Below are 18,590 nucleotides of genomic sequence, written 5' to 3'. Positions count from 1 at the left end.
GCGACGGTTTCGAGTCAGGGCTTGTCCAATGACCGCTGACTCGTGTCCGCACATAAAATTCCCCCTACAAACTAAAGTTGCTTCAGAAACGTCATCAGTGAAGGCAGCGTGGTTGCGCGCCTTGATGCTGCGGGCAGGCCCGAGAGGTCGACGCGAGCAAGCGCCTTTGCTTTCATTTCCAGGTCCACCTCGGCGTAGATGTGTGTCGTATCCAAAGAGACATGCCCTAGTCGCGCGCCCCGATAGCCGTGCGTCGATCCGGAAACCAGAGCTGCGCGCGAACGTCCACTATTTGTGTGGACCTGACACCCGAGTACCGCCCTGAGCGCTCAGGCGAACGGCCGGAAATGGCTCACAGCGGTCATGCGCTGTCCCCCAGCGCCGAACCCCGGCTTCTCGGCCATAGAGCCGTTTCGGCCGACCGTCCCAGCCGCCGACGGGGCGAGAACGACTATGTCCGTCACCCTGGAGCAGCGGCCCCACATCAGCTGCACGGCAATCCAGCTAACTCCGGCTTTCTAGTCCAGCAAAGGGAGCCCGCAAGCCCTGATCTGGGCCCCCCATCCGCTGAGGCAGGGTGAGCGATTTGTTCACCAGCGCGCCTCCAGCAATGAAGAAGGGGCTGCGCTGAAAGCGCAGCCCCTTCTTCCGCGAGTCTTGTTCGTGTCATCAACTCGGCACAAATTTCACGCTAGTCCAGCTAATTCTGAAAATCCAGTTCAGCAAAACGGTACGTAGTCCAGCTAATTCCGGTTTCCTACACTACTATGGCACTGTAGCAGGGGTTGCTACCTGACAGACGAGCCCACGATGCCACGCGCTTTCCGGGACATTCTGGAATCAATTGTTGACAGAAAATTTATTAGTTACTGTCAATCTGCAACCACCGACTCTCCCAGAGGCGGAACGCCAGAATTCTTACCATCTGCTCGTTCCGCTTTCACCTCAAATTGCGTCAGTACGCAGCCGACAACCTCCGACCTTCCAGAGGCGTGGCGTGAGCGAAACCTCACACTATCGTACACATGATGCACCTCATAGCCCTGCTGGGCAAGAAATTAATTGACGGACGAATTACGTACACGCGACGCCCCGTTGCCCAGCGAGTTTCAGTCGCCCGGTCTTAGTCGGAGAGCGCCCAAAAAGCGGACGCTCGCCTGTCATAGGCGTTATAGGGTTCGCCTGCACTCAGCATGCGGGATCCTGCGCTTTAGCTATTTGGCCGGGCGGCAAATGCCGTCGATGGCAGCCTTTAGCTTCGGAATCAGTGCAGCTCGGACGGTTGCCTTGTCTTCATCTTCCTTGGCACACAAATAGGGAATCACTCGATTGAACCCTAAATCAAAGGGGAGATCGCTAATGCTGCCGAACGCAGTGTTGCAGACCATGACAATGCCGTCTGGTCCAAGCACACTTAGTGCATAGCCAAGCTCGACCATCACGTTAGAGTTCGCCTGTTTGCCGGCAACCAACGAGACATCGGCGATAAAGACATCACAGTCCTTTATCTTCTCAAGAATCGTGTCGAAGATTTTCGGAGAACCTGGCCGCCCGCTTGTGTCACTGTCGACCCGAAGCGAATCCTCGACATTCATTTCAGCATTGAGAGCATCCACTGCCTTGTCGATGCAGGTACGGATGAGTCCTCTGTTGGTCGAGTTCGGCAAGCTCGATTGCCACGAATAGAAAACAGTCCACGGCCCATTCTCCTTCTTTTTTGGTAACGTTGTCTTCCGCTGATACTGTTCAAGAGCGACCTTGATGTTCAAGACCGCCGTCGCGTACTGCTGCTGCGCTTGGCCGTTGATAAATGATGTAGCGCCTTGCAATGCAAAAACGCTGCGCTTTAGATTGAACAGTTCCGTCGACGGAATGGCTTGGCGCAGTTCAGGAATCAACTCGTCTCCCGACAAGAGCGGCGCAACAATGGTGCGGAATGTCGTCGCTATCTGCAAGTTACTGTAGTCAGTGCCACCGTCGAAGCGCTTTAGATCGTTGATGGCGCGGTCGCATAGCTCGATCAAACTTACGGCGTCTTGTGGAGTCATAGCTTAACTTACGTCGGATCCATGGGTGCCCGATTATATGCTTGAGCCTCAATCTCGGATCATTTCGGCCGTGAGTCTCAGCGCGTTCTCCGGAATTCAGGGCTGTGCGTCGCCCGCATCCGCATCGTCAAATGCATCTCAGGTGTGCGCTATCGCGTGGATTTTGGTAGCCGCCGGTAGTCGCTCGATTGTGGAAAAGCAAATCAATGATTTATCGACGTCAGTGGACGTCGAGAGCATTCTTTCCACAAACCGCGCGGTTATGTGGAATCGGCCCGTAAAGTCCTTGCCCGGTAAGGGCGTGCCTTCTGATGGTCGCCGATATACCGTCAGAAATACCGCCGCAAGTCCGAGCCTAGGGTGAGGACGTACCGAACGGCAGTGAAGGTGTGCCAATGTCCGCCCTAGCGCGGGAACCGGCAGCTTGAGCACTTGGGGACTGTCCTGCTTTCGCGGCGGCGCATGAACGCGGGAGGGGCCGCCGCGTGGCGGTCCCTGGGTCACGGCTGGCTAGCCGTTCGAGACGTCGCGGCTTTCGTCCAGCGCACCATGCCCAATCAGATAAAACGCGCGCTGTGCCCAAAGCGTTTCGAGGTGTTCCCGATCTTCCGGGATCAATGCCCAGAGGCTATGGCCGGAGAGCTTCGCGGCAGCGCCGGCGAGCTGGAACGGCGGCGGAAACTTGCGGGCGGCGAACGACGCTTCGATACCGAGTTGCCGGGTCGTCGCGTCCTCGACGAACGAGAACCGGTTGGTGTTCCCCGTCCTCGTCTTGATGTAATCCGACTGCAGCGTCAGATCCACAATCCGCGAATCTTCGCCAAACCCGATAACCGCCCGAAACGACAGGTAGCGCGGCTTGCCGCGATTGCACGCATTGCGCAGAAACGTGAAGATGCCGAAGCCGAGCGGCGCGATTTTTCCGTCTTCTTGGGCGACCAGATCGCCAGGCAGGAACAGATCGATGTTCTCGCCGTCGCCGCGGCGCTTTGGTATTAGATAGAAAATGCGGTCCACGTCGTCCATCACAGTTTGGTGATCCTCTTGTTGACGTCGGACGAATTCAGAAAAGCGGCCGATTTTGCGCCTTCCCATTTCAACTGGGTCGGTGTGTCCTTGAAGTTCTTGCCGACGATCGGCGCAGCCACGACGTCAACGTTGAAGACGTGCGTGCGCCGCGTATCGGCCTTCGCAATCGTGATCGCATGTTCCTTGGCGCCCAGCCAGCTCAGTTCGTGCTTTTTCAGGCTTGCCACCCCGGAGTTGTTCACCTTCAATTCGACCACGGTCGGCTTCTTGCCTTTTGCGACATACCACGCCCACGCACTGGCTTCATGTCCGTAATTGCCTACATAGAACCCTTGCCCTAGTTCTCCGCCACCGAGCTTCGTATCGATCTTGCTCGCAGCTATCTGTTGAATCGATGTCAACGCCCCGCCGTGGTACCAAGTACCGTCGATTTCATAGTTCTTTTTCAACACATCCTCTGCGAGTGTCGCAGCAGTCTAGCCTTATCCACACACACCTGCGGATACCCCCTAGAAATCCGCCTGACTGCCTGTGAACGGAATGGGGACAAGCGATATGCCTTTGCCGCGGTCAAAAAAGTTATCAGCGGCAGCCGCGCGTTGTTCACGCGGGCCGCGCGCAGTCATAAAACGGCTACGACTTTGATTATCATGGCAACGCCGACACCTCCTGCAATGTAGTTGTAGCAGCTTGGTAACTGACTGGAAGCAAACGACCGTGTCCAATGCAAGCACTGACGCTGCCACAATGCTACATGAGAGCATAAGGCGAACGCTCGGGCCGACGTCGTCGGATGGTCGAAGATTTTGACGGCTGCGTCGAACGTCTGTTCATGGCCGGGAGGCGCCCGACCACATGATCGAACCTGAGGAGGGGTAGCCATGGACCGCCTTGTCGCCCATGTGCGCTTAGATGTCGCAGACAGCCGCGGGCGTCCTGGCGGGCGGGTCGAACGCAATGCCCGCGACATGAAGTCGCGCGAAAATGTCCCCCGTCTCGAAGTCCCAATTTGCTGGCATGGCGTCTTTCAACCCCAAGCCACCACAGGCAGGACCGTTGTCGAGGTAGGTGCATTCTGCTTCGGTAAGCATAACGATGACCAAAAATGGCCGGATCTCCTGCGCCACCTCTTCAGCCGAGGCGCCTTGTGCAAGTCTGGCAATGCATCGGTCCCGCAGGAAGGCGCATGGCACTACGTGCTCAGGGTGCTTGCCGCCGTTCTTTCCATAACCCGTCGGCACTTGCTCTGCTGCTAGGTAGTATTCGAAGCAGCGGGAGTGCGCACCCTCGTGGGCGAGACGCGTTTGCTGCAGGTACCGAACAAGGCGAACGAAGGAGCGCTGGATGATCGTCTCGGCGTCGGTGACGGTCTGGAAGGGCTTGCCCGCGTTGGCGCAGAGAATAGCTAGATCGGCGTCCATGGCCGCGTCGAAGGCGGGTGCCGCATCCTTTAGTTCCAGCCCTTTCGCCAGCTCGGCGGCAGCCTCGTATAACGATAGCCCTCGTTGCTTATAGAAGTCACCGAGCACTAGGTCTCGGATCGACGTATTCGATATTTTCGAGGGCTTGTGGAATTCGATGGCGCGCGTGTCTCCCAGCGAGCCTTCCTCCCACATTTCCCAGAAGAATCGGACGGTTTCAAACACCTTCCGGACATATGCCGCTCGCTTTGCTGTTTCCGGCGTTTCATAGTGGGAAGTCAACCGGCGGAGCCCGTCGTACTGAGGCGTGACCACCTCGAACGCCTCTAGAGCCGCCATCAAGCCCTCGGCTGGACCAAATCCGATGTGCAGGCGACGCTGAAGGAGGGAAACCGATGGACTTTGTTCGTCGATAACGATGGCCTTTGCCTGGGCGATTAGGTCTTGCGTGGGGATGCTACTGGTCATGTCTTGAGCCCTCAAAGAGTCGGGTTGGGGGCGCGGGACCGCGCCTTCGCGTGTAACAGCATCGAGGAGCTGGCAACCTTCCCGTTGTTACAAATTAGTTTGATTCATTGCAGGGTATTTTGCAGCCGGTAAATCCCAGCCTGATACTTGCTCAAAATGCCTGGGGGCGGATATCTCCCCTGAGTGGGGCTAGGCGTCGTGCGTCGCATCGTGGTAAGCGGAAATTGAGTATCTACTGCCTGCGACCAAGCATCTCGAGCCACGGAACGTCCCCCGACCTGAGTGTGGCAATGCTGTGATGCCAGAAGGGGCCCGACGTCGGCCGTTGCGGCATGAGTAGGAGAGACCGGCCGGTCAGGGCCGGTTGCTGCCCGTCAAGCCGCGGTTGTCTCTGACCGCCCCATCTGCGCCATTCGAGACGTAGCGCCGGAAGGCCGAGTCGGCCGATTTTGCGAAATTCGCCGATACCGCTCGTATGGCCGTTCCTCGGGCTCGGAGCGGACGTCCAGCCCTCGGGTAATATTGTGCGATTACTGAGACGGGAGACTAAGCTTGACCAAAATCGCAACAGTGATGGCAAAACTGGCAGGCATCCGCAAAGCTGTGGATGTCACCTCAAACGAGCGGGACCGAGCTGGCCGCAATAAGGTAGTGTTCTACCGAGACGATGCAGAACACTACTTTAAACAGGCGGTGGAGTGCATCGATCAAATGCGTGCTCTGCTACCGGACTTGTATGCAGATTTTCCGACAATCGCCATCCATCCAACCGTCGAGTTGACTACGAAGGACGCCGACGGGAAGCCGAATCTCGCCTACGGAAGGGAGCAACTTACGCGCCTCGTTCGGGACATCGACCATGCTTTCGAAATCCGGGCAAATAGTGGGCAAACTGCCCCAAGCTTAGCTCCTGTTAGGCGCGTATTCGTTTCACACGGTAGAGCGCCTGACTGGAGAGAGGTTCAACTATTCATCGAGAAGGATTTACAGTTGGACAGCTTGGAACTAGCACAAGAAGCAAGCGGCGGCCAAACCATTATTGAGAAGCTGGAAGCAAACTCGCGCTTGTGCGACGCCGCAGTGATTGTCATGACTGGCGACGATTCAACGCTAGACGGTGAAAGTCGTGCGCGCGAGAATGTTATCCACGAAATCGGGTACTTTCAAGGCAAGTATGGGCGCGCGAAAGTATGTCTGTTGCACGAAGACGGAATAAGCATACCTACAAACATAGCCGGTATCGTGTACATCCCTTTCCCCAAGGGAAATATCAGCGCAGGCTTTTCCGTGCTAGCCCGTGAGATCAGGGCGATGTACAAGTAGAATGCGTCATTCTCACAAGACGGAAGCAGCTTCGCACGGGGCGCAGCCGACTTTCGGCTGAAAAGCGTAGAAGTCGCCGCGGCCTGTTGCAGAAAGCCGATCGGGCCGACATCCATCTGAAACTCCACAACTGCGTCACGATGGTCGGTGCAGTACAGTGTGGCGCGGCATTGAGCCGGGCAACTATGGTAGGCGCTTCCCCAAGTAGTCGCGAAGGTGCTCTTCGAGCGCGAACACGCCGTTGTCCAGTCGGTCGCTTCGACGGCTCGACGATCGGCGATGTTTTTTGCCGACACCATCTGCCACGCGGGCGGTCAGCGAGCCTTCAGCAGCATACAATCGCTACTTGGCTTCCGGTTCCGGTGGAATGGGGAAAGAGGTCCATTGGTTCGGCATAAATTGGGGTGAAAACTATTCCGCTAGCAGACCATGCATGTGCGAATACCCCAATCTTTGAAAACGATCGAATCTGTGTCCTGTTGATAAATCGATGTCGAAACCTCGCATCTCTCTTATTTCGGTCGCTTTGTGCTCCATGAGATAAACGGGACCCGCCGTTCTCTTTGACTTGTTACAATACACAAAGACAGGCTCTGCGATTCCTGGTAAGTCATTTATACTTTGCTACCCGACTTTTTTTGCATGAAAATGCTATCCTTTTAACTGTGTTTGCAAGAAAGGGGGGTTCGCTGAGCCCTATCTGACGGGTAGCCGAGTCAATGGCGCATTGACGAACCGTGGTCAACCCGGAGTTCGAAGGGGCTTCCACGGAACTGTTAACTGTAGCAGGCCTTCAGAGCTGCTACCTACTATGGTCGAGTGTGTGGAGAATATAGAGCGAAATGAACGACGAGGAATTGGCTGAGGAATTGGAAAGGCGGAATGCAGTCGTGGTGCATTTTTCGCACCACGCTAACATGCGTGAAGGTGGCACGTTTCCCGAGGACTTACAGGCAGTGATCTGCGATGGAGAAGAATGGCCGCTCTCATGCTCTGTCCTGTTTCCCGGGCATTGCATGGAGCCGTGCGGCAGCGTTGGGGTGATATTCAAGCCAAAGGTCACGAATGTGATCTCGGTCTCCAACACCGACTCGGGCTCCTACGTCGGTATGGACGGGGTCGATTATTCTTTGGGTCGGCCTCTCGACGAGCAAAGCTTCAAGGAAACGTTCGAAGTAAAGGGCGCATACAACGAGTGGAGGGTTCGGGGAGATGCAGAAGTGATGGGCATTTTCGTCCTGGATCCCGACAACATTTGCGTGAAGAAGCCGATCGAAATCTGGGACCCAATGCGCGACGCCTACACCCAAGAGATTGCGATGGCGTCCATTGGCCTCGCTGATGTCTTCGCAGCTTTCCCCGAAGAGCAAGTGTTCTCACTGGGCCCCGCTGGGTTGGTCAAGGTCGAAGCCCCCTAGCGCGCTACATCAAGCGACACGCACGTCTTGATCCATTGCCGTTCACCATCTGATAGGCCTCGCGGAAAAACATACGCAGCCTGGTCGTTTTATATCATTGGGTTTTGGTAAGTTCAATATGCCACTGAAGACTGCTTAGGATTGGACGGGCGTCCGTAGGTGGCACAGAAGCGTTCGTCCCTTTCTCGTGGAACGAACGGCGGAACTTCGAGGCCGGTACGGTCGTTCGTCGCCCACGTGTGAACGGCAGAAGCTAGCCGACCTCAGTCAATTGAATGACACCGTGCCATCCCGTAAATTCGCTGTCCACTCGGACAGACATGGCGCGCAATGGTGACGTTTCAAAGCGAATTGGCCAAATGCCTGTTTCGCTTTGAAACGCCCCACAGTCCCAGCAGGCACAGCGCCGAGAACAGGATGGCCAACGCTGCTGCCGCAGCGACTCCGATCATGGTGCCTCTCGGTGGGTGCGGCCGTCCGGGTCGTCGTCGAAGGCGGCGGGCTCCGGGGCGAGTTCAGCCGGGTCATAATCAACGATCCTCTGCGTCGCCGCAATGTACGCCAGCGTCTCATCCAGCGCCGCTTCGGCGGCCCGCGTCGAGGCCACCACCCGCGCGACCAGGATCAGGCGCCGATTGAGCCAAGCGCGCGCGCCGCAGGGCCCGCATTTTCATGGCGGCCCGCAGTCGGACCACGTCCGACCGTCATCTCGAACAACCAGGTCAGGATGATCGCCGAAGCGCGGCAGATCGTCGATGCCGACCGGCTCATCGTCCTCGGGCCGTGGGCCCACCTCAGCGGCCCCATGCTACGCCACCCCCTTGTCCGTGCAAGAAGGGGGAGTCGGGCCTGCCGCCGCGGCCAGCGCGTCATCCAGCGCCGCGTTGGCCGCCAAAATGGAGGCTTTCGCCCCGGCATGGAGGGTATTCAGGCGCCGATCGCGCCAGGCGCGACGCTTCGGGGTGGGTAGTTTCATTTCACTCCCCAGGGTCGTGGCCCTCGGCAATTTGCGTGAGCAACTCAGTAACGCGCCGCCGCCGTCCTCGGTCACGACGGCCTGCAGCGGCGTCGAGCCACCGAGCCGCGCGAGCGGCTTTGACAGCCAGGTGAGCGCGCGTGCGCGATCTCCGAAGACTGCGCAGGCTTCCTGTATGGGGTCCATAGCGCCGGCCTGAGGGATTCTCAGAGGAGGTGCGAAGTTGTCGGGTAAATCCGCGCGTGGAATTGATTCGGCGGGGACGCGCAACGGGAGCGTCTCGATCAGCTCGAACACCGTGCGCTTCTTAGGGGCAGCCATTTTTCTCCTCACTCCATAGGACGACCTGGAGGCTGGGACCCGGGCCAAAATCGCGCGCGGCGCGGGCGCGCTCGGCTCCTAGGTGGGGCGGATCGGCGCGAAGCAGCCTGGACGAAGCTGCTAGGGAAGTAGTGACTTGCAGTAGCGACTTGCTCCAGAGCAGCCTCCCCCCTTCTGCATCTTGGCATGTGCCACCTTCCAGTTCCGCAAGCTGCTCTTCGGCTAACGGCCCGTCGTCGCGCCGGCGTCTTCGGGCTCGGCTCCATGGGGGCCTCCGCTCCTCATCCTTCATGGTAGTCGACCTTCATCTGTGCCGGCTTGCGCCGCCGCCAGACGTCCGTCCAAGCGCCTCGCCATCCGGATCGCTGGGCGGCAATGCGGCTCGGACCGGATGCCTCCATGGTACGCCGCAGGCACCTGGACCAGCATTGGCTCGCCCTTCCGGCAGTGCGGCCGTGGGACTGGGGGAGAACGTGTACGTGCCATCAGCGGTGCGGCGCGCGTCAAGGTAGATGTCGCCTCATTCATGCAGCCAAACGCTGTTTTTCGGCGCCTGGCTTGATACCGGTGGGCACGGCAATCTCGCGCTCCGGATTGAGCGTGACCGTGTCGATTGGCGACCAGTCTCGCGTGTCGCATGTCCAGCGACGCGGGTTGCGCTCACGGGCCTGAACATACAGCGCGTGGCGCGCGGCCAGAATCTTGTCGTCTTGTCCGGCGTGGCGCTGTGCCGGGCTCACGTAGCGGATGCCGCTGTGCCGATGCTCATGGTTGTACCAGTGGACGAAGTGCGCCGCCCAGGTGCGCGCCGCGGCCAGATCGGCAAAGCCCGTGGACGGGAACTCGGGTCTGTACTTGGCCGTGCCGAACAGGCTCTCCACAAAGGCGTTATCGTCGCTCACGCGTGGGCGCGAATACGAGGGCTTGACGCCCAGCCAGTGCAACATCGCCAGCACCGTGGTGGCCTTGAGCGTAGCACCATTGTCCCCGTGCAGCACCGGCTTGGTCGCCATGGCGTGAATACCCTCGGCCAGCGCCGTGCGCTTGACCAGATGCGCCGCGTGGTTGGCGTCGTCCCGATCGTGGACCTCGAAGCCCACGATCTTGCGGCTGTATACGTCCAGGATGAGGTACAGATAAAACCAGCGCCCAGCGACCTCGGCCGGCAGGTAGGTCATGTCCCAGCACCACAGTTGGCGCGGCCCCGTTGCCACGTGCGTGGTGGGCGGACGGCTTTGGCGCGGCGCCTTGGCACGCCCCCGATGCCGGGTCTGCCCATGGGCGCGCAGCACCCGACCGAAGCTCGATTCGCTGGCCAGGTAGACACCCTCATCGGCCAGCATGGGCACGATGCGCGCCGGCGGCATGTCGGCGAAGCGCGGCTCGTTGGCAACGGCCAGAATGCGTTCGCGCTCCTCGATGCTCAGCGCATGCGCGGGCGTGGGCCGCTCGGCCCCGGGGCGGCGGTCGCCGACCACCAAGCCATCGTGGGCCTTCCAGCGTTGCAGCGTGCGCACGGTTATGCCAGCTACCTCGCAGGCCAGGCGCAGGCGAGCACCGCCTGCGTGAGCGGTTTCGATATGGCGGACCATCGTTTGGCGATCTTCCAGGCCGATCATGCGTCCTCGTCCTTGTCCTTCGGGAAGATCCCCTCGAGCTTTTTTGAGAGTATCAACAGGGCGGCAGCTTCGGCCAGGGCCTTCTCCTTGCGGCGCAGCTCGCGCTCGAGTTCCTTGATACGGCGCCGATCGGCCTTTGTCTCACTATGGGTGGCGCGCGCATCCTCGGGCTCAGCCAGCGCCTGCGTGGCCGCAGTGCGCCACTGCTCCAACTCCTGCGGATACACACCGTTCTCACGGCACCAGGCGTTCTTGCTGGCCTCGTCCAACGCAGCCGTCGCCAGCACCGCCTCAAACCTGGCCGCCGCTGTCCATGCCCGCTCGCGAGCGGGCATGGACATAGCGTCCGCACGCCAGCGCTCCAGCGTGGCCACTGCCACACCCAATTCCCTTGAAACCACTTCCACCGCCGCACTCTCCGGCGGTAACAACCGTGCTACCGCCCGGTCCTTGAATTCTTGTCCGTAACGAGCCACTTCTATCTCTTATCGCCCCCAGGGTTCAAATTCTATCGGGGCGACATCTATTCTGCCGCGGGGGGCCTTGAACGCAGCCATCTAGCTATCTAGCCATTCCATCGGCATTCAGTCATCAGGGCGTTTGGTAAACTTGGGGGAAATGCAGCCATCATGAACTTCCTTTAGAGCTAATGCCAAATAATTCCAGTTCGGCACTACAAACTCAGATGGTAAATCCTTATGAGCAACGATTTCAGACGTTGCTGGCTAAAGGCATGGGCAGCTCTGCCGCCGCTCTGATGACCACTGAACGCTACGTCGATCAAAAGCCGGTAGTGCGCAACAAGAAAAAACTACCTCTTGGAGAGCATGACGAAGCCTTCTGGTCGAGTAGTTTCTTGATGCTGATTTCACCTGATGGCTGGGGGAGCGAGATTGGCCGATTGGCAATCGTGCGCTATTTGAAGCAAAGCCGCATTTCGCGCCTTGATTTGCTGATTGTAATAGCTCGGACTGCGCCAGACGCCTTACTCTGGGCCATTCGGCGATCTCGGGTGGGGCTGTCCTCGCATCCCGATCGATTTTCTGAACTACAATCAGTAGGAATGTCATGCTCGGTAGTCGCTGAGCAATGCGAGATCATCTCCATCCTTTCTGAAGCCTGCCAAGCCAAAACTGACGAACTGGAACGTTGCAAAACCCGGTTGGCCGAGCTAAGTCCATTTGAGCTTTTGTTATACGGAAGCCTGTTCGCCTACGCAGAGTTGGTACCATTGCCGGGCAGTAACCATCATCCTGAGATGGAAGAATATTGGGAGGCGATCAACGATCTATTGATCTGGAAGATTGCTTCGGTACCCGAGTCGGGTATTAAGCTCAACATCGACAAGGCCAGGCGTTCTTTGGCGACACATCTTTCTCCGCTGATTTTTCCAAGCTCCCAAGGTCAGCCGGCTCGACATGACTTATACGAGGCCTTTGAGGAACTTCTCGCCGCTCAACTGGAACTCAATGCCATTAACTCTCGTTCTGTCGATGCGTACTGTTACGACGATAGCATTCTCTTTGTCCGTAACGGTAAGGTTCTAGAAATCGAGCAAACCGATCCTGCCGTCAGAGACAAGTGGCATCGTGATGGTGAAAAGCTGGCTAAGCTTCATGGCTATTGGCTATGTCGTGGGATGCAGGAATTTTTCAGATCCCCCTTTGCGGGGAAAATCATTGGCCGGCCAGAGAATCATGAACTGAACGAAATGGCACTCATCCGGGCAGTGAGCAATCGTTTGCTCCTGGATGAGGTATATGGCATCGACGACCGAGTGCTGCTGGCTACCGGCACGCGTGTGCCATTATTCAACGCCCTGCTGGCGTTGGAGCTAAGCTCCTTCTTTTACCAACGCGAGTTTCTTTGCCCCTTCGGCGAACTGCTGAAGCAAACCGGCGACTGCCTGGTGGCTTTGCGCACGTTGTTCATGCGTGGGTTGATTGACGGCATGCAGAATCGGCTGCCACTGACTTTTACGACTCGCATGGACAAGATCAACGCCATTTGTGGCTGGGTCGTAAGTGATGCTCAGCCTCATGGTGACCCAGTGATGGCGGCAGCGGTGCTGGATTTCTGGACCAGTGACTGGTCAGCATTATCTAGCCGTCTGCGTAACCACAGTGACGGCAAGGAGCCGAACCTGCTGGAGCGCCCTTTCCTCAAGATGGGCGAGCTTATCGTTCAGTTGCCTTGGCTCACTGGCCTCCAGAACAATCGCTCCGCGGCGATCAATAATCTGCGCCGGGTTGATTCTAAGCGCTCGGAGGTAAAAGAGGAAACCACACGCATTGAGCACCGATTAGGGGCGCTATTTGCGCAACGTGGCTTCCAAGTTAAGGTGGGATGGGTGCCCGATCGAGACACCTACGGCGACGCCGGTGAGGTCGATCTGATTTGCGCAATGGACGGGATCGTGCTTGTCATTGAGGTCAAATCCTCCTACCTCCGCAAAACCCAGTGGGAGGCTTGGCTGCATGCCAGTACTACCCTGCGAAAGGCTGGCAAACAGTTGCAGCGCAAAACTACGGCGCTGATGCAGGCATTGACCATGGATGCGGGATTGTGTGCCGATCTGGGATTGCCGCCGGGAACAGTCCCATCCATGACGGGTTGGATCGTCGATACTTCCATCGAACTCGATCATGAACGGTTCAGCGGCTTTCTCAAGATATCGCTGGAGGAGGTCATCATTGCTCTACGGAACGATTGTCACCTTCTATCTGACCCAGACGGGATACTGAAGGCAATACAGGATGGTGTGAATCTGGATGAGGCTGATCATGTTGTGGATGAGGCGGCTTCGCTATACCCGCAGTCATTTTCTGCGGCTCGCTTTGTGGATGTAATCGAGTCTGAGGCGGTTTGGTCGTATTGAATCGGTACGAGAGGGTCGGAAGCGCTGTTCGTCTTCCCCGGTCGAACTTCGCTCTTCAGCCGCCCCCTCCATTGGGCAAGCCATTTGGGACATTCAGCGCCATGCGTCCAAACTGCCGAACGGTTGTCCAGAACCGAACTTCAGCCGTTGGTGCGATGATGGGCGATTGGCTGAAAATGGCCAGGATGCGACGTTCGCCTGCTTTCGGTCGGCCGTTCAAGTCCGTTTCGGTCAACCGCCACCTAGTCGGACGACCGAATTTGGCCGTCCGACCTCATCCGCATGGCCGATTTCATTGGCGACGGCCGGAAAGGACACTGTTTGTACAATGCTAGGCGAAGCGGGGACGACGGATGAGCGGACTGAAAGCGATTTGCGATGCCCAGCGTGAGTGGGCCGCGGCGCATGGTGTCGGGCTTGACGATGGCTACGCTGACTACGTGCGCAGCCTTGAGTTGAACCTGTGGAGGCCCCTGTCAGCTCCCGCGCTGGCTGCGTTCAGGTCAGGAGGCGGCGGGGAGTTGTCAGATCGCAGGAGTCGAAGCGGAAAACTCATCCCTGCCAAGATACGGGCTTTGCGCTCCTCAGCAGCGCTTGCGTCAAATTTGTTCGACAATTGGCCTGAAGGGGGCCTCGTTGATCTCGGACACGCGATGGGTATCCACGGAAAGCCAAGCTCGATCGCCTTCGAAGCCCAAGTGCCGACTGGACTGGAGCGCTGCGCCAATTTGGATGTCATCTTGTCCATGCCAGGTGACCAGGTGGTCGGTGTCGAGAGCAAGTTCACCGAATGGCTTAGCCCCAAAGAAGTTGGTCCGGGAGACGCATTCCGCCCCGCTTACTTCGAGGGGGGCCGCGGCCGCTGGGAAGAGGTAGCCCCCCGCGGCAGAATAGATGTCGCCCCGATAGAATTTGAACCCTGGGGGCGATAAGAGATAGAAGTGGCTCGTTACGGACAAGAATTCAAGGACCGGGCGGTAGCACGGTTGTTACCGCCGGAGAGTGCGGCGGTGGAAGTGGTTTCAAGGGAATTGGGTGTGGCAGTGGCCACGCTGGAGCGCTGGCGTGCGGACGCTATGTCCATGCCCGCTCGCGAGCGGGCATGGACAGCGGCGGCCAGGTTTGAGGCGGTGCTGGCGACGGCTGCGTTGGACGAGGCCAGCAAGAACGCCTGGTGCCGTGAGAACGGTGTGTATCCGCAGGAGTTGGAGCAGTGGCGCACTGCGGCCACGCAGGCGCTGGCTGAGCCCGAGGATGCGCGCGCCACCCATAGTGAGACAAAGGCCGATCGGCGCCGTATCAAGGAACTCGAGCGCGAGCTGCGCCGCAAGGAGAAGGCCCTGGCCGAAGCTGCCGCCCTGTTGATACTCTCAAAAAAGCTCGAGGGGATCTTCCCGAAGGACAAGGACGAGGACGCATGATCGGCCTGGAAGATCGCCAAACGATGGTCCGCCATATCGAAACCGCTCACGCAGGCGGTGCTCGCCTGCGCCTGGCCTGCGAGGTAGCTGGCATAACCGTGCGCACGCTGCAACGCTGGAAGGCCCACGATGGCTTGGTGGTCGGCGACCGCCGCCCCGGGGCCGAGCGGCCCACGCCCGCGCATGCGCTGAGCATCGAGGAGCGCGAACGCATTCTGGCCGTTGCCAACGAGCCGCGCTTCGCCGACATGCCGCCGGCGCGCATCGTGCCCATGCTGGCCGATGAGGGTGTCTACCTGGCCAGCGAATCGAGCTTCGGTCGGGTGCTGCGCGCCCATGGGCAGACCCGGCATCGGGGGCGTGCCAAGGCGCCGCGCCAAAGCCGTCCGCCCACCACGCACGTGGCAACGGGGCCGCGCCAACTGTGGTGCTGGGACATGACCTACCTGCCGGCCGAGGTCGCTGGGCGCTGGTTTTATCTGTACCTCATCCTGGACGTATACAGCCGCAAGATCGTGGGCTTCGAGGTCCACGATCGGGACGACGCCAACCACGCGGCGCATCTGGTCAAGCGCACGGCGCTGGCCGAGGGTATTCACGCCATGGCGACCAAGCCGGTGCTGCACGGGGACAATGGTGCTACGCTCAAGGCCACCACGGTGCTGGCGATGTTGCACTGGCTGGGCGTCAAGCCCTCGTATTCGCGCCCACGCGTGAGCGACGATAACGCCTTTGTGGAGAGCCTGTTCCGCACGGCCAAGTACAGACCCGAGTTCCCGTCCACGGGCTTTGCCGATCTGGCCGCGGCGCGCACCTGGGCGGCGCACTTCGTCCACTGGTACAACCATGAGCATCGGCACAGCGGCATCCGCTACGTGAGCCCGGCACAGCGCCACGCCGGACAAGACGACAAGATTCTGGCCGCGCGCCACGCGCTGTATGTTCAGGCCCGTGAGCGCAACCCGCGTCGCTGGACATGCGACACGCGAGACTGGTCGCCAATCGACACGGTCACGCTCAATCCGGAGCGCGAGATTGCCGTGCCCACCGGTATCAAGCCAGGCGCCGAAAAACAGCGTTTGGCTGCATGAATGAGGCGACATCTACCTTGACGCGCGCCGATGTCTTGAAAGTACTCAATCCCATATTTCTTCAGGGTAGCGGCAAATTCCAGAACCGCCTCAACCTTGGTTATTCCGTTGACCGCCGACGTCCGTTGACGGTTGTCTAATATCTCTTCGGTCATAACCCCGAAGCCACGCTCAATGTAGCGTTCGCAAAGGGCGCTTACAGACTCTTGCTCCTCGCGGGATGGGATTGACGTGCGGTCACGTCGAAATTTACGCAGGCCGAAATGCTGGCAGTACCTCGAAACAACGTTTTGCGTGCTTTGATACTTCACATTTATCGAAAAAACGGCATCAATGATGCACAACGGCAAACTTTGGTAGTAATACTCGTCGCCTAGGCTGGCAGAATGAAGCGGCAGGACACGGTTGCAATATTCCAGTTCGCCATCAAACAGCACGGCATACACGCCAGTCCGCTTGCCGTAGGCGACAATTTGCACCGTCTGGCCGACGAGAAACTCCGTGCGCGGGGTACGTGCGTTTAGCACTTTGACTACCATACCGGCTTCAAGCGGGGTGTCGATAGCTCACCTTCCCAACAGCGGACGCTCGTCGCGCCCGTTTCTTGCCTCCCGCTTCCAGCGGCGCTAACTCGCGATGGCTGAAGGTGCCGCCCCGCTTCATGCACCCGCGTTACTCTGCTGGTCTTGATGTCTGGTGCGATCTGGGCAACTGGCATACCGCTATTAGACAGTGGCATGGTGTTCTCTCTTTGGTAGATCAATCGAAGCCCACGTCTTCCTGTTTATGCCTTCGACCCCAGTGGTCAATCCGCCATTTGGTCATCATCCTGTTGTGGCTTCGCGCTTCCCTTGTTGCCGCAAGTCGGTGTAGGACAATACCGTTCCTGACACATCAGTCTGCTTCCCACTAGCATGGGCGTCTTCCTTCCTGACGACTTGGTCCAGCAATGTCAGCGCCTACCATCGGGCAACGGGGACTACCTTGAACAGGCTCTGGACCTTCGCCGGGCGAGCCATGCCCGCTGGTTAGGGGTTGAACCACCGTTCGACGGCGGCGTTTTCGTGTGGAATGGCACACGCTACTACCACGTCGGCGGCATCGATACCACCAGGCACAAGGTTCTCATCGAAGTATTCCGAATCAACGCTGAAGACAAGCTGGAAGCCGTCCTGGCGTTCCAATATCCGCCGCCGATTCGCGATCTTTACCCGGCTGAGTATCAGCTTCTGTATAAGGATGATCCGTGGGACGGCGCGTTCCCGCCTAGCGGAAAAGAATAAGTCCACCGCATTTCACGTCAGGCTTCTGCCTTCAGCTTCGCGTCCCATCACCCTGCCGCAACGACACCTTCTCGCGCCAGCAAGGTTGTGCGGCCTGCTGGTAAACACTGTCATGAAATATTCATGGCATGCATTGATAATGCGTGCCCCGCAGTATTGAATTGATTTTCCCGGGCGTTCGCGGTAGGTGTGGCTGCGGCCCCGGCGATGGTCGTAAGTTCTGCGGCAAGCGGAGCGGCGCTGCGGCCACGGCAGATGACGCTTCCAGCAGACCTTACATAAAAACATGGAGACATGGATGCTGACTCCTCACGAAGTGGCCACACTAATATTGGTCAAGGACACCCCAAATCACGCCGAACTGGATCGCGCTGCCCTGGACGCCCTACTAGAACACCAGCTCGTTAGCCTAGAGGAGTCCGCATCTGGTCACCAGCGTCCCTGCATTACGGTCAGGGGCGGTGCTTTCCTCAGCGCCGTCGCCAGAATGCGCTGACCAATATGTGCTGAAAGCCGTCAAGACTTGACGGGTAAATGATTTGCTCAGTGGTACAGGCCAGTGCATGAGTTGCGAACCCGCCCCATCATGGGGCGAGATACTATCTTGCCCTGGCTGCTTGTCTTGTGATCCCGGGTCCGATTGACGCAGCCTGGTTCCTTTTGATGGAGCACTGTGGCTGCTTTGTCGTTTTCAGAGGGCACTACGTCTCCGAGGAAACTGTCACTCCTTCCCGGACCCGCATCACGGTCCGCCTGCTGGTCTTCATCTCTCGTGCAATTTGGGCAACGGGGGGACCTTATCCGCTGTAGCTTCGCCAGCCTTCGCGCGGATAAGTTGGCTTGACGCCCCGCTTTGCGACATCGCCAATGCTTTCTACGATCCATTCTTTTGGGACCATCCAATAGTGGGTCATCTCGGTCTGCTGGCCCCCGGGGGGCTGGCCACTGCTGCGCCATCGGATGCTTGCCCGGCTCCAATCGATCTGGTCATGCTCGCGCAGGCGGGTCAGCATTGCCAGGTGCAGGCGCTCCCAGACTCCGCTGGCCTGCCAGTCACGCAGACGACGCCAGCAAGTGATGCCGCTGCCGAAGCCTCCCACGGAATCCCGGGTCTTCAATACAAACAAAATGCCGTTCAGCGCTGCTCGGTCGTCCACTCTGGGTCGGCCACCTTTTGGCGAAGGCTCCATCGTCGGCAGAAGCGGCTGCAATGCCTTCCAGAATTCGTTGTTGATCTTCTTTCACGCCATGCCATCGCTAACGCCCATCAGGCGCCGTTTGATGACATGGTTTT

The 18,590-nt window shown here is 58.6% G+C and carries 13 protein-coding genes and 1 pseudogene; 7 read left to right on the top strand and 7 right to left on the bottom strand.

The window, feature by feature from the left end; all coding sequences use genetic code 11:
* Positions 1-1,214 precede the first annotated feature (1,214 nt).
* From K307_RS44585 to K307_RS44580, 4 genes are all read right to left on the bottom strand, one after another.
* The gene (locus K307_RS44585) at positions 1,215-2,048 is read right to left on the bottom strand and encodes a hypothetical protein (protein ID WP_051975186.1); all 834 of its coding nucleotides are present in this window, start codon (positions 2,046-2,048) and stop codon (positions 1,215-1,217) included.
* 510 nt (positions 2,049-2,558) lie between these two features.
* The gene (locus K307_RS25710; protein ID WP_042883679.1) at positions 2,559-3,074 is read right to left on the bottom strand and encodes a hypothetical protein; all 516 of its coding nucleotides are present in this window, start codon (positions 3,072-3,074) and stop codon (positions 2,559-2,561) included.
* Positions 3,074-3,526: a hypothetical protein gene (locus K307_RS25705; RefSeq protein WP_042883678.1), complete on the bottom strand. Its 453-nt coding sequence runs from the start codon at positions 3,524-3,526 to the stop codon at positions 3,074-3,076. The genes K307_RS25710 and K307_RS25705 overlap by 1 nt, the downstream gene beginning before the upstream one ends.
* Positions 3,527-3,985: 459 nt before the next feature.
* The gene (locus K307_RS44580) at positions 3,986-4,966 is read right to left on the bottom strand and encodes a DNA translocase FtsK (RefSeq protein WP_051975185.1); all 981 of its coding nucleotides are present in this window, start codon (positions 4,964-4,966) and stop codon (positions 3,986-3,988) included.
* A 552-nt stretch (positions 4,967-5,518) separates the two neighbouring features.
* Here K307_RS44580 and K307_RS25695 point away from each other — a divergent pair.
* Both K307_RS25695 and K307_RS25690 read left to right on the top strand, forming a co-directional pair.
* Positions 5,519-6,289: a TIR domain-containing protein gene (locus K307_RS25695; protein WP_042883677.1), complete on the top strand. Its 771-nt coding sequence runs from the start codon at positions 5,519-5,521 to the stop codon at positions 6,287-6,289.
* An 842-nt stretch (positions 6,290-7,131) separates the two neighbouring features.
* Complete coding sequence (locus K307_RS25690) at positions 7,132-7,707, top strand: hypothetical protein (RefSeq protein ID WP_051975183.1); 576 nt, start codon at positions 7,132-7,134, stop codon at positions 7,705-7,707.
* An 808-nt stretch (positions 7,708-8,515) separates the two neighbouring features.
* On the opposite strand, the gene K307_RS25685 is transcribed toward K307_RS25690, so the two are convergent.
* Together K307_RS25685 and K307_RS25680 are read right to left on the bottom strand one after the other, a co-directional pair.
* On the bottom strand, positions 8,516-9,004 hold the full coding sequence (locus K307_RS25685) for an MbcA/ParS/Xre antitoxin family protein (protein WP_042883676.1): 489 nt from the start codon (positions 9,002-9,004) through the stop codon (positions 8,516-8,518).
* A gap of 524 nt (positions 9,005-9,528) precedes the next feature.
* Positions 9,529-11,099, bottom strand: a protein-coding gene (locus K307_RS25680) for an IS3 family transposase (protein WP_155301284.1) whose coding sequence is annotated in 2 segments (ribosomal slippage) — positions 9,529-10,670 and positions 10,670-11,099 — 1,572 coding nt in all. Because the reading frame shifts where the segments join, the coding sequence is not laid out codon by codon here.
* Between the two features lie 173 nt (positions 11,100-11,272).
* On the opposite strand from K307_RS25680, the gene K307_RS25670 reads away from it, so the two are divergent.
* From K307_RS25670 to K307_RS25645, 5 genes are all read left to right on the top strand, one after another.
* Positions 11,273-13,501: a hypothetical protein gene (locus tag K307_RS25670; RefSeq protein ID WP_155301283.1), complete on the top strand. Its 2,229-nt coding sequence runs from the start codon at positions 11,273-11,275 to the stop codon at positions 13,499-13,501.
* Between the two features lie 353 nt (positions 13,502-13,854).
* The gene (locus K307_RS51175) at positions 13,855-14,433 is read left to right on the top strand and encodes a PGN_0703 family putative restriction endonuclease (RefSeq protein ID WP_051975182.1); all 579 of its coding nucleotides are present in this window, start codon (positions 13,855-13,857) and stop codon (positions 14,431-14,433) included.
* A gap of 9 nt (positions 14,434-14,442) precedes the next feature.
* A protein-coding gene (locus tag K307_RS25655; RefSeq protein ID WP_155301184.1) for an IS3 family transposase occupies positions 14,443-16,013 on the top strand; the annotation gives its coding sequence in 2 pieces (ribosomal slippage) (positions 14,443-14,872 and positions 14,872-16,013; 1,572 coding nt in all).
* Between the two features lie 914 nt (positions 16,014-16,927).
* Entirely contained in the window at positions 16,928-17,296 is a 369-nt protein-coding gene (locus K307_RS48600; RefSeq protein WP_063771720.1) for a hypothetical protein, read from the top strand.
* 286 nt (positions 17,297-17,582) lie between these two features.
* The gene (locus K307_RS25645; RefSeq protein WP_419187178.1) at positions 17,583-17,792 is read left to right on the top strand and encodes a phage tail assembly chaperone; all 210 of its coding nucleotides are present in this window, start codon (positions 17,583-17,585) and stop codon (positions 17,790-17,792) included.
* 421 nt (positions 17,793-18,213) lie between these two features.
* On the opposite strand, the pseudogene K307_RS49805 reads toward K307_RS25645, so the two are convergent.
* Positions 18,214-18,486, bottom strand: a pseudogene (locus K307_RS49805) (transposase); the annotation flags it as partial.
* Between the last annotated feature and the right edge of the window lie 104 nt (positions 18,487-18,590).

Origin of the sequence: Cupriavidus necator A5-1 (genome assembly GCF_000744095.1) — a bacterium.
Lineage (GTDB): Bacteria > Pseudomonadota > Gammaproteobacteria > Burkholderiales > Burkholderiaceae > Cupriavidus > Cupriavidus necator_A.
The sequence above is the reverse complement of the archived record's forward strand: the minus strand, read 5'-3'. Positions and strand labels throughout refer to the sequence as shown.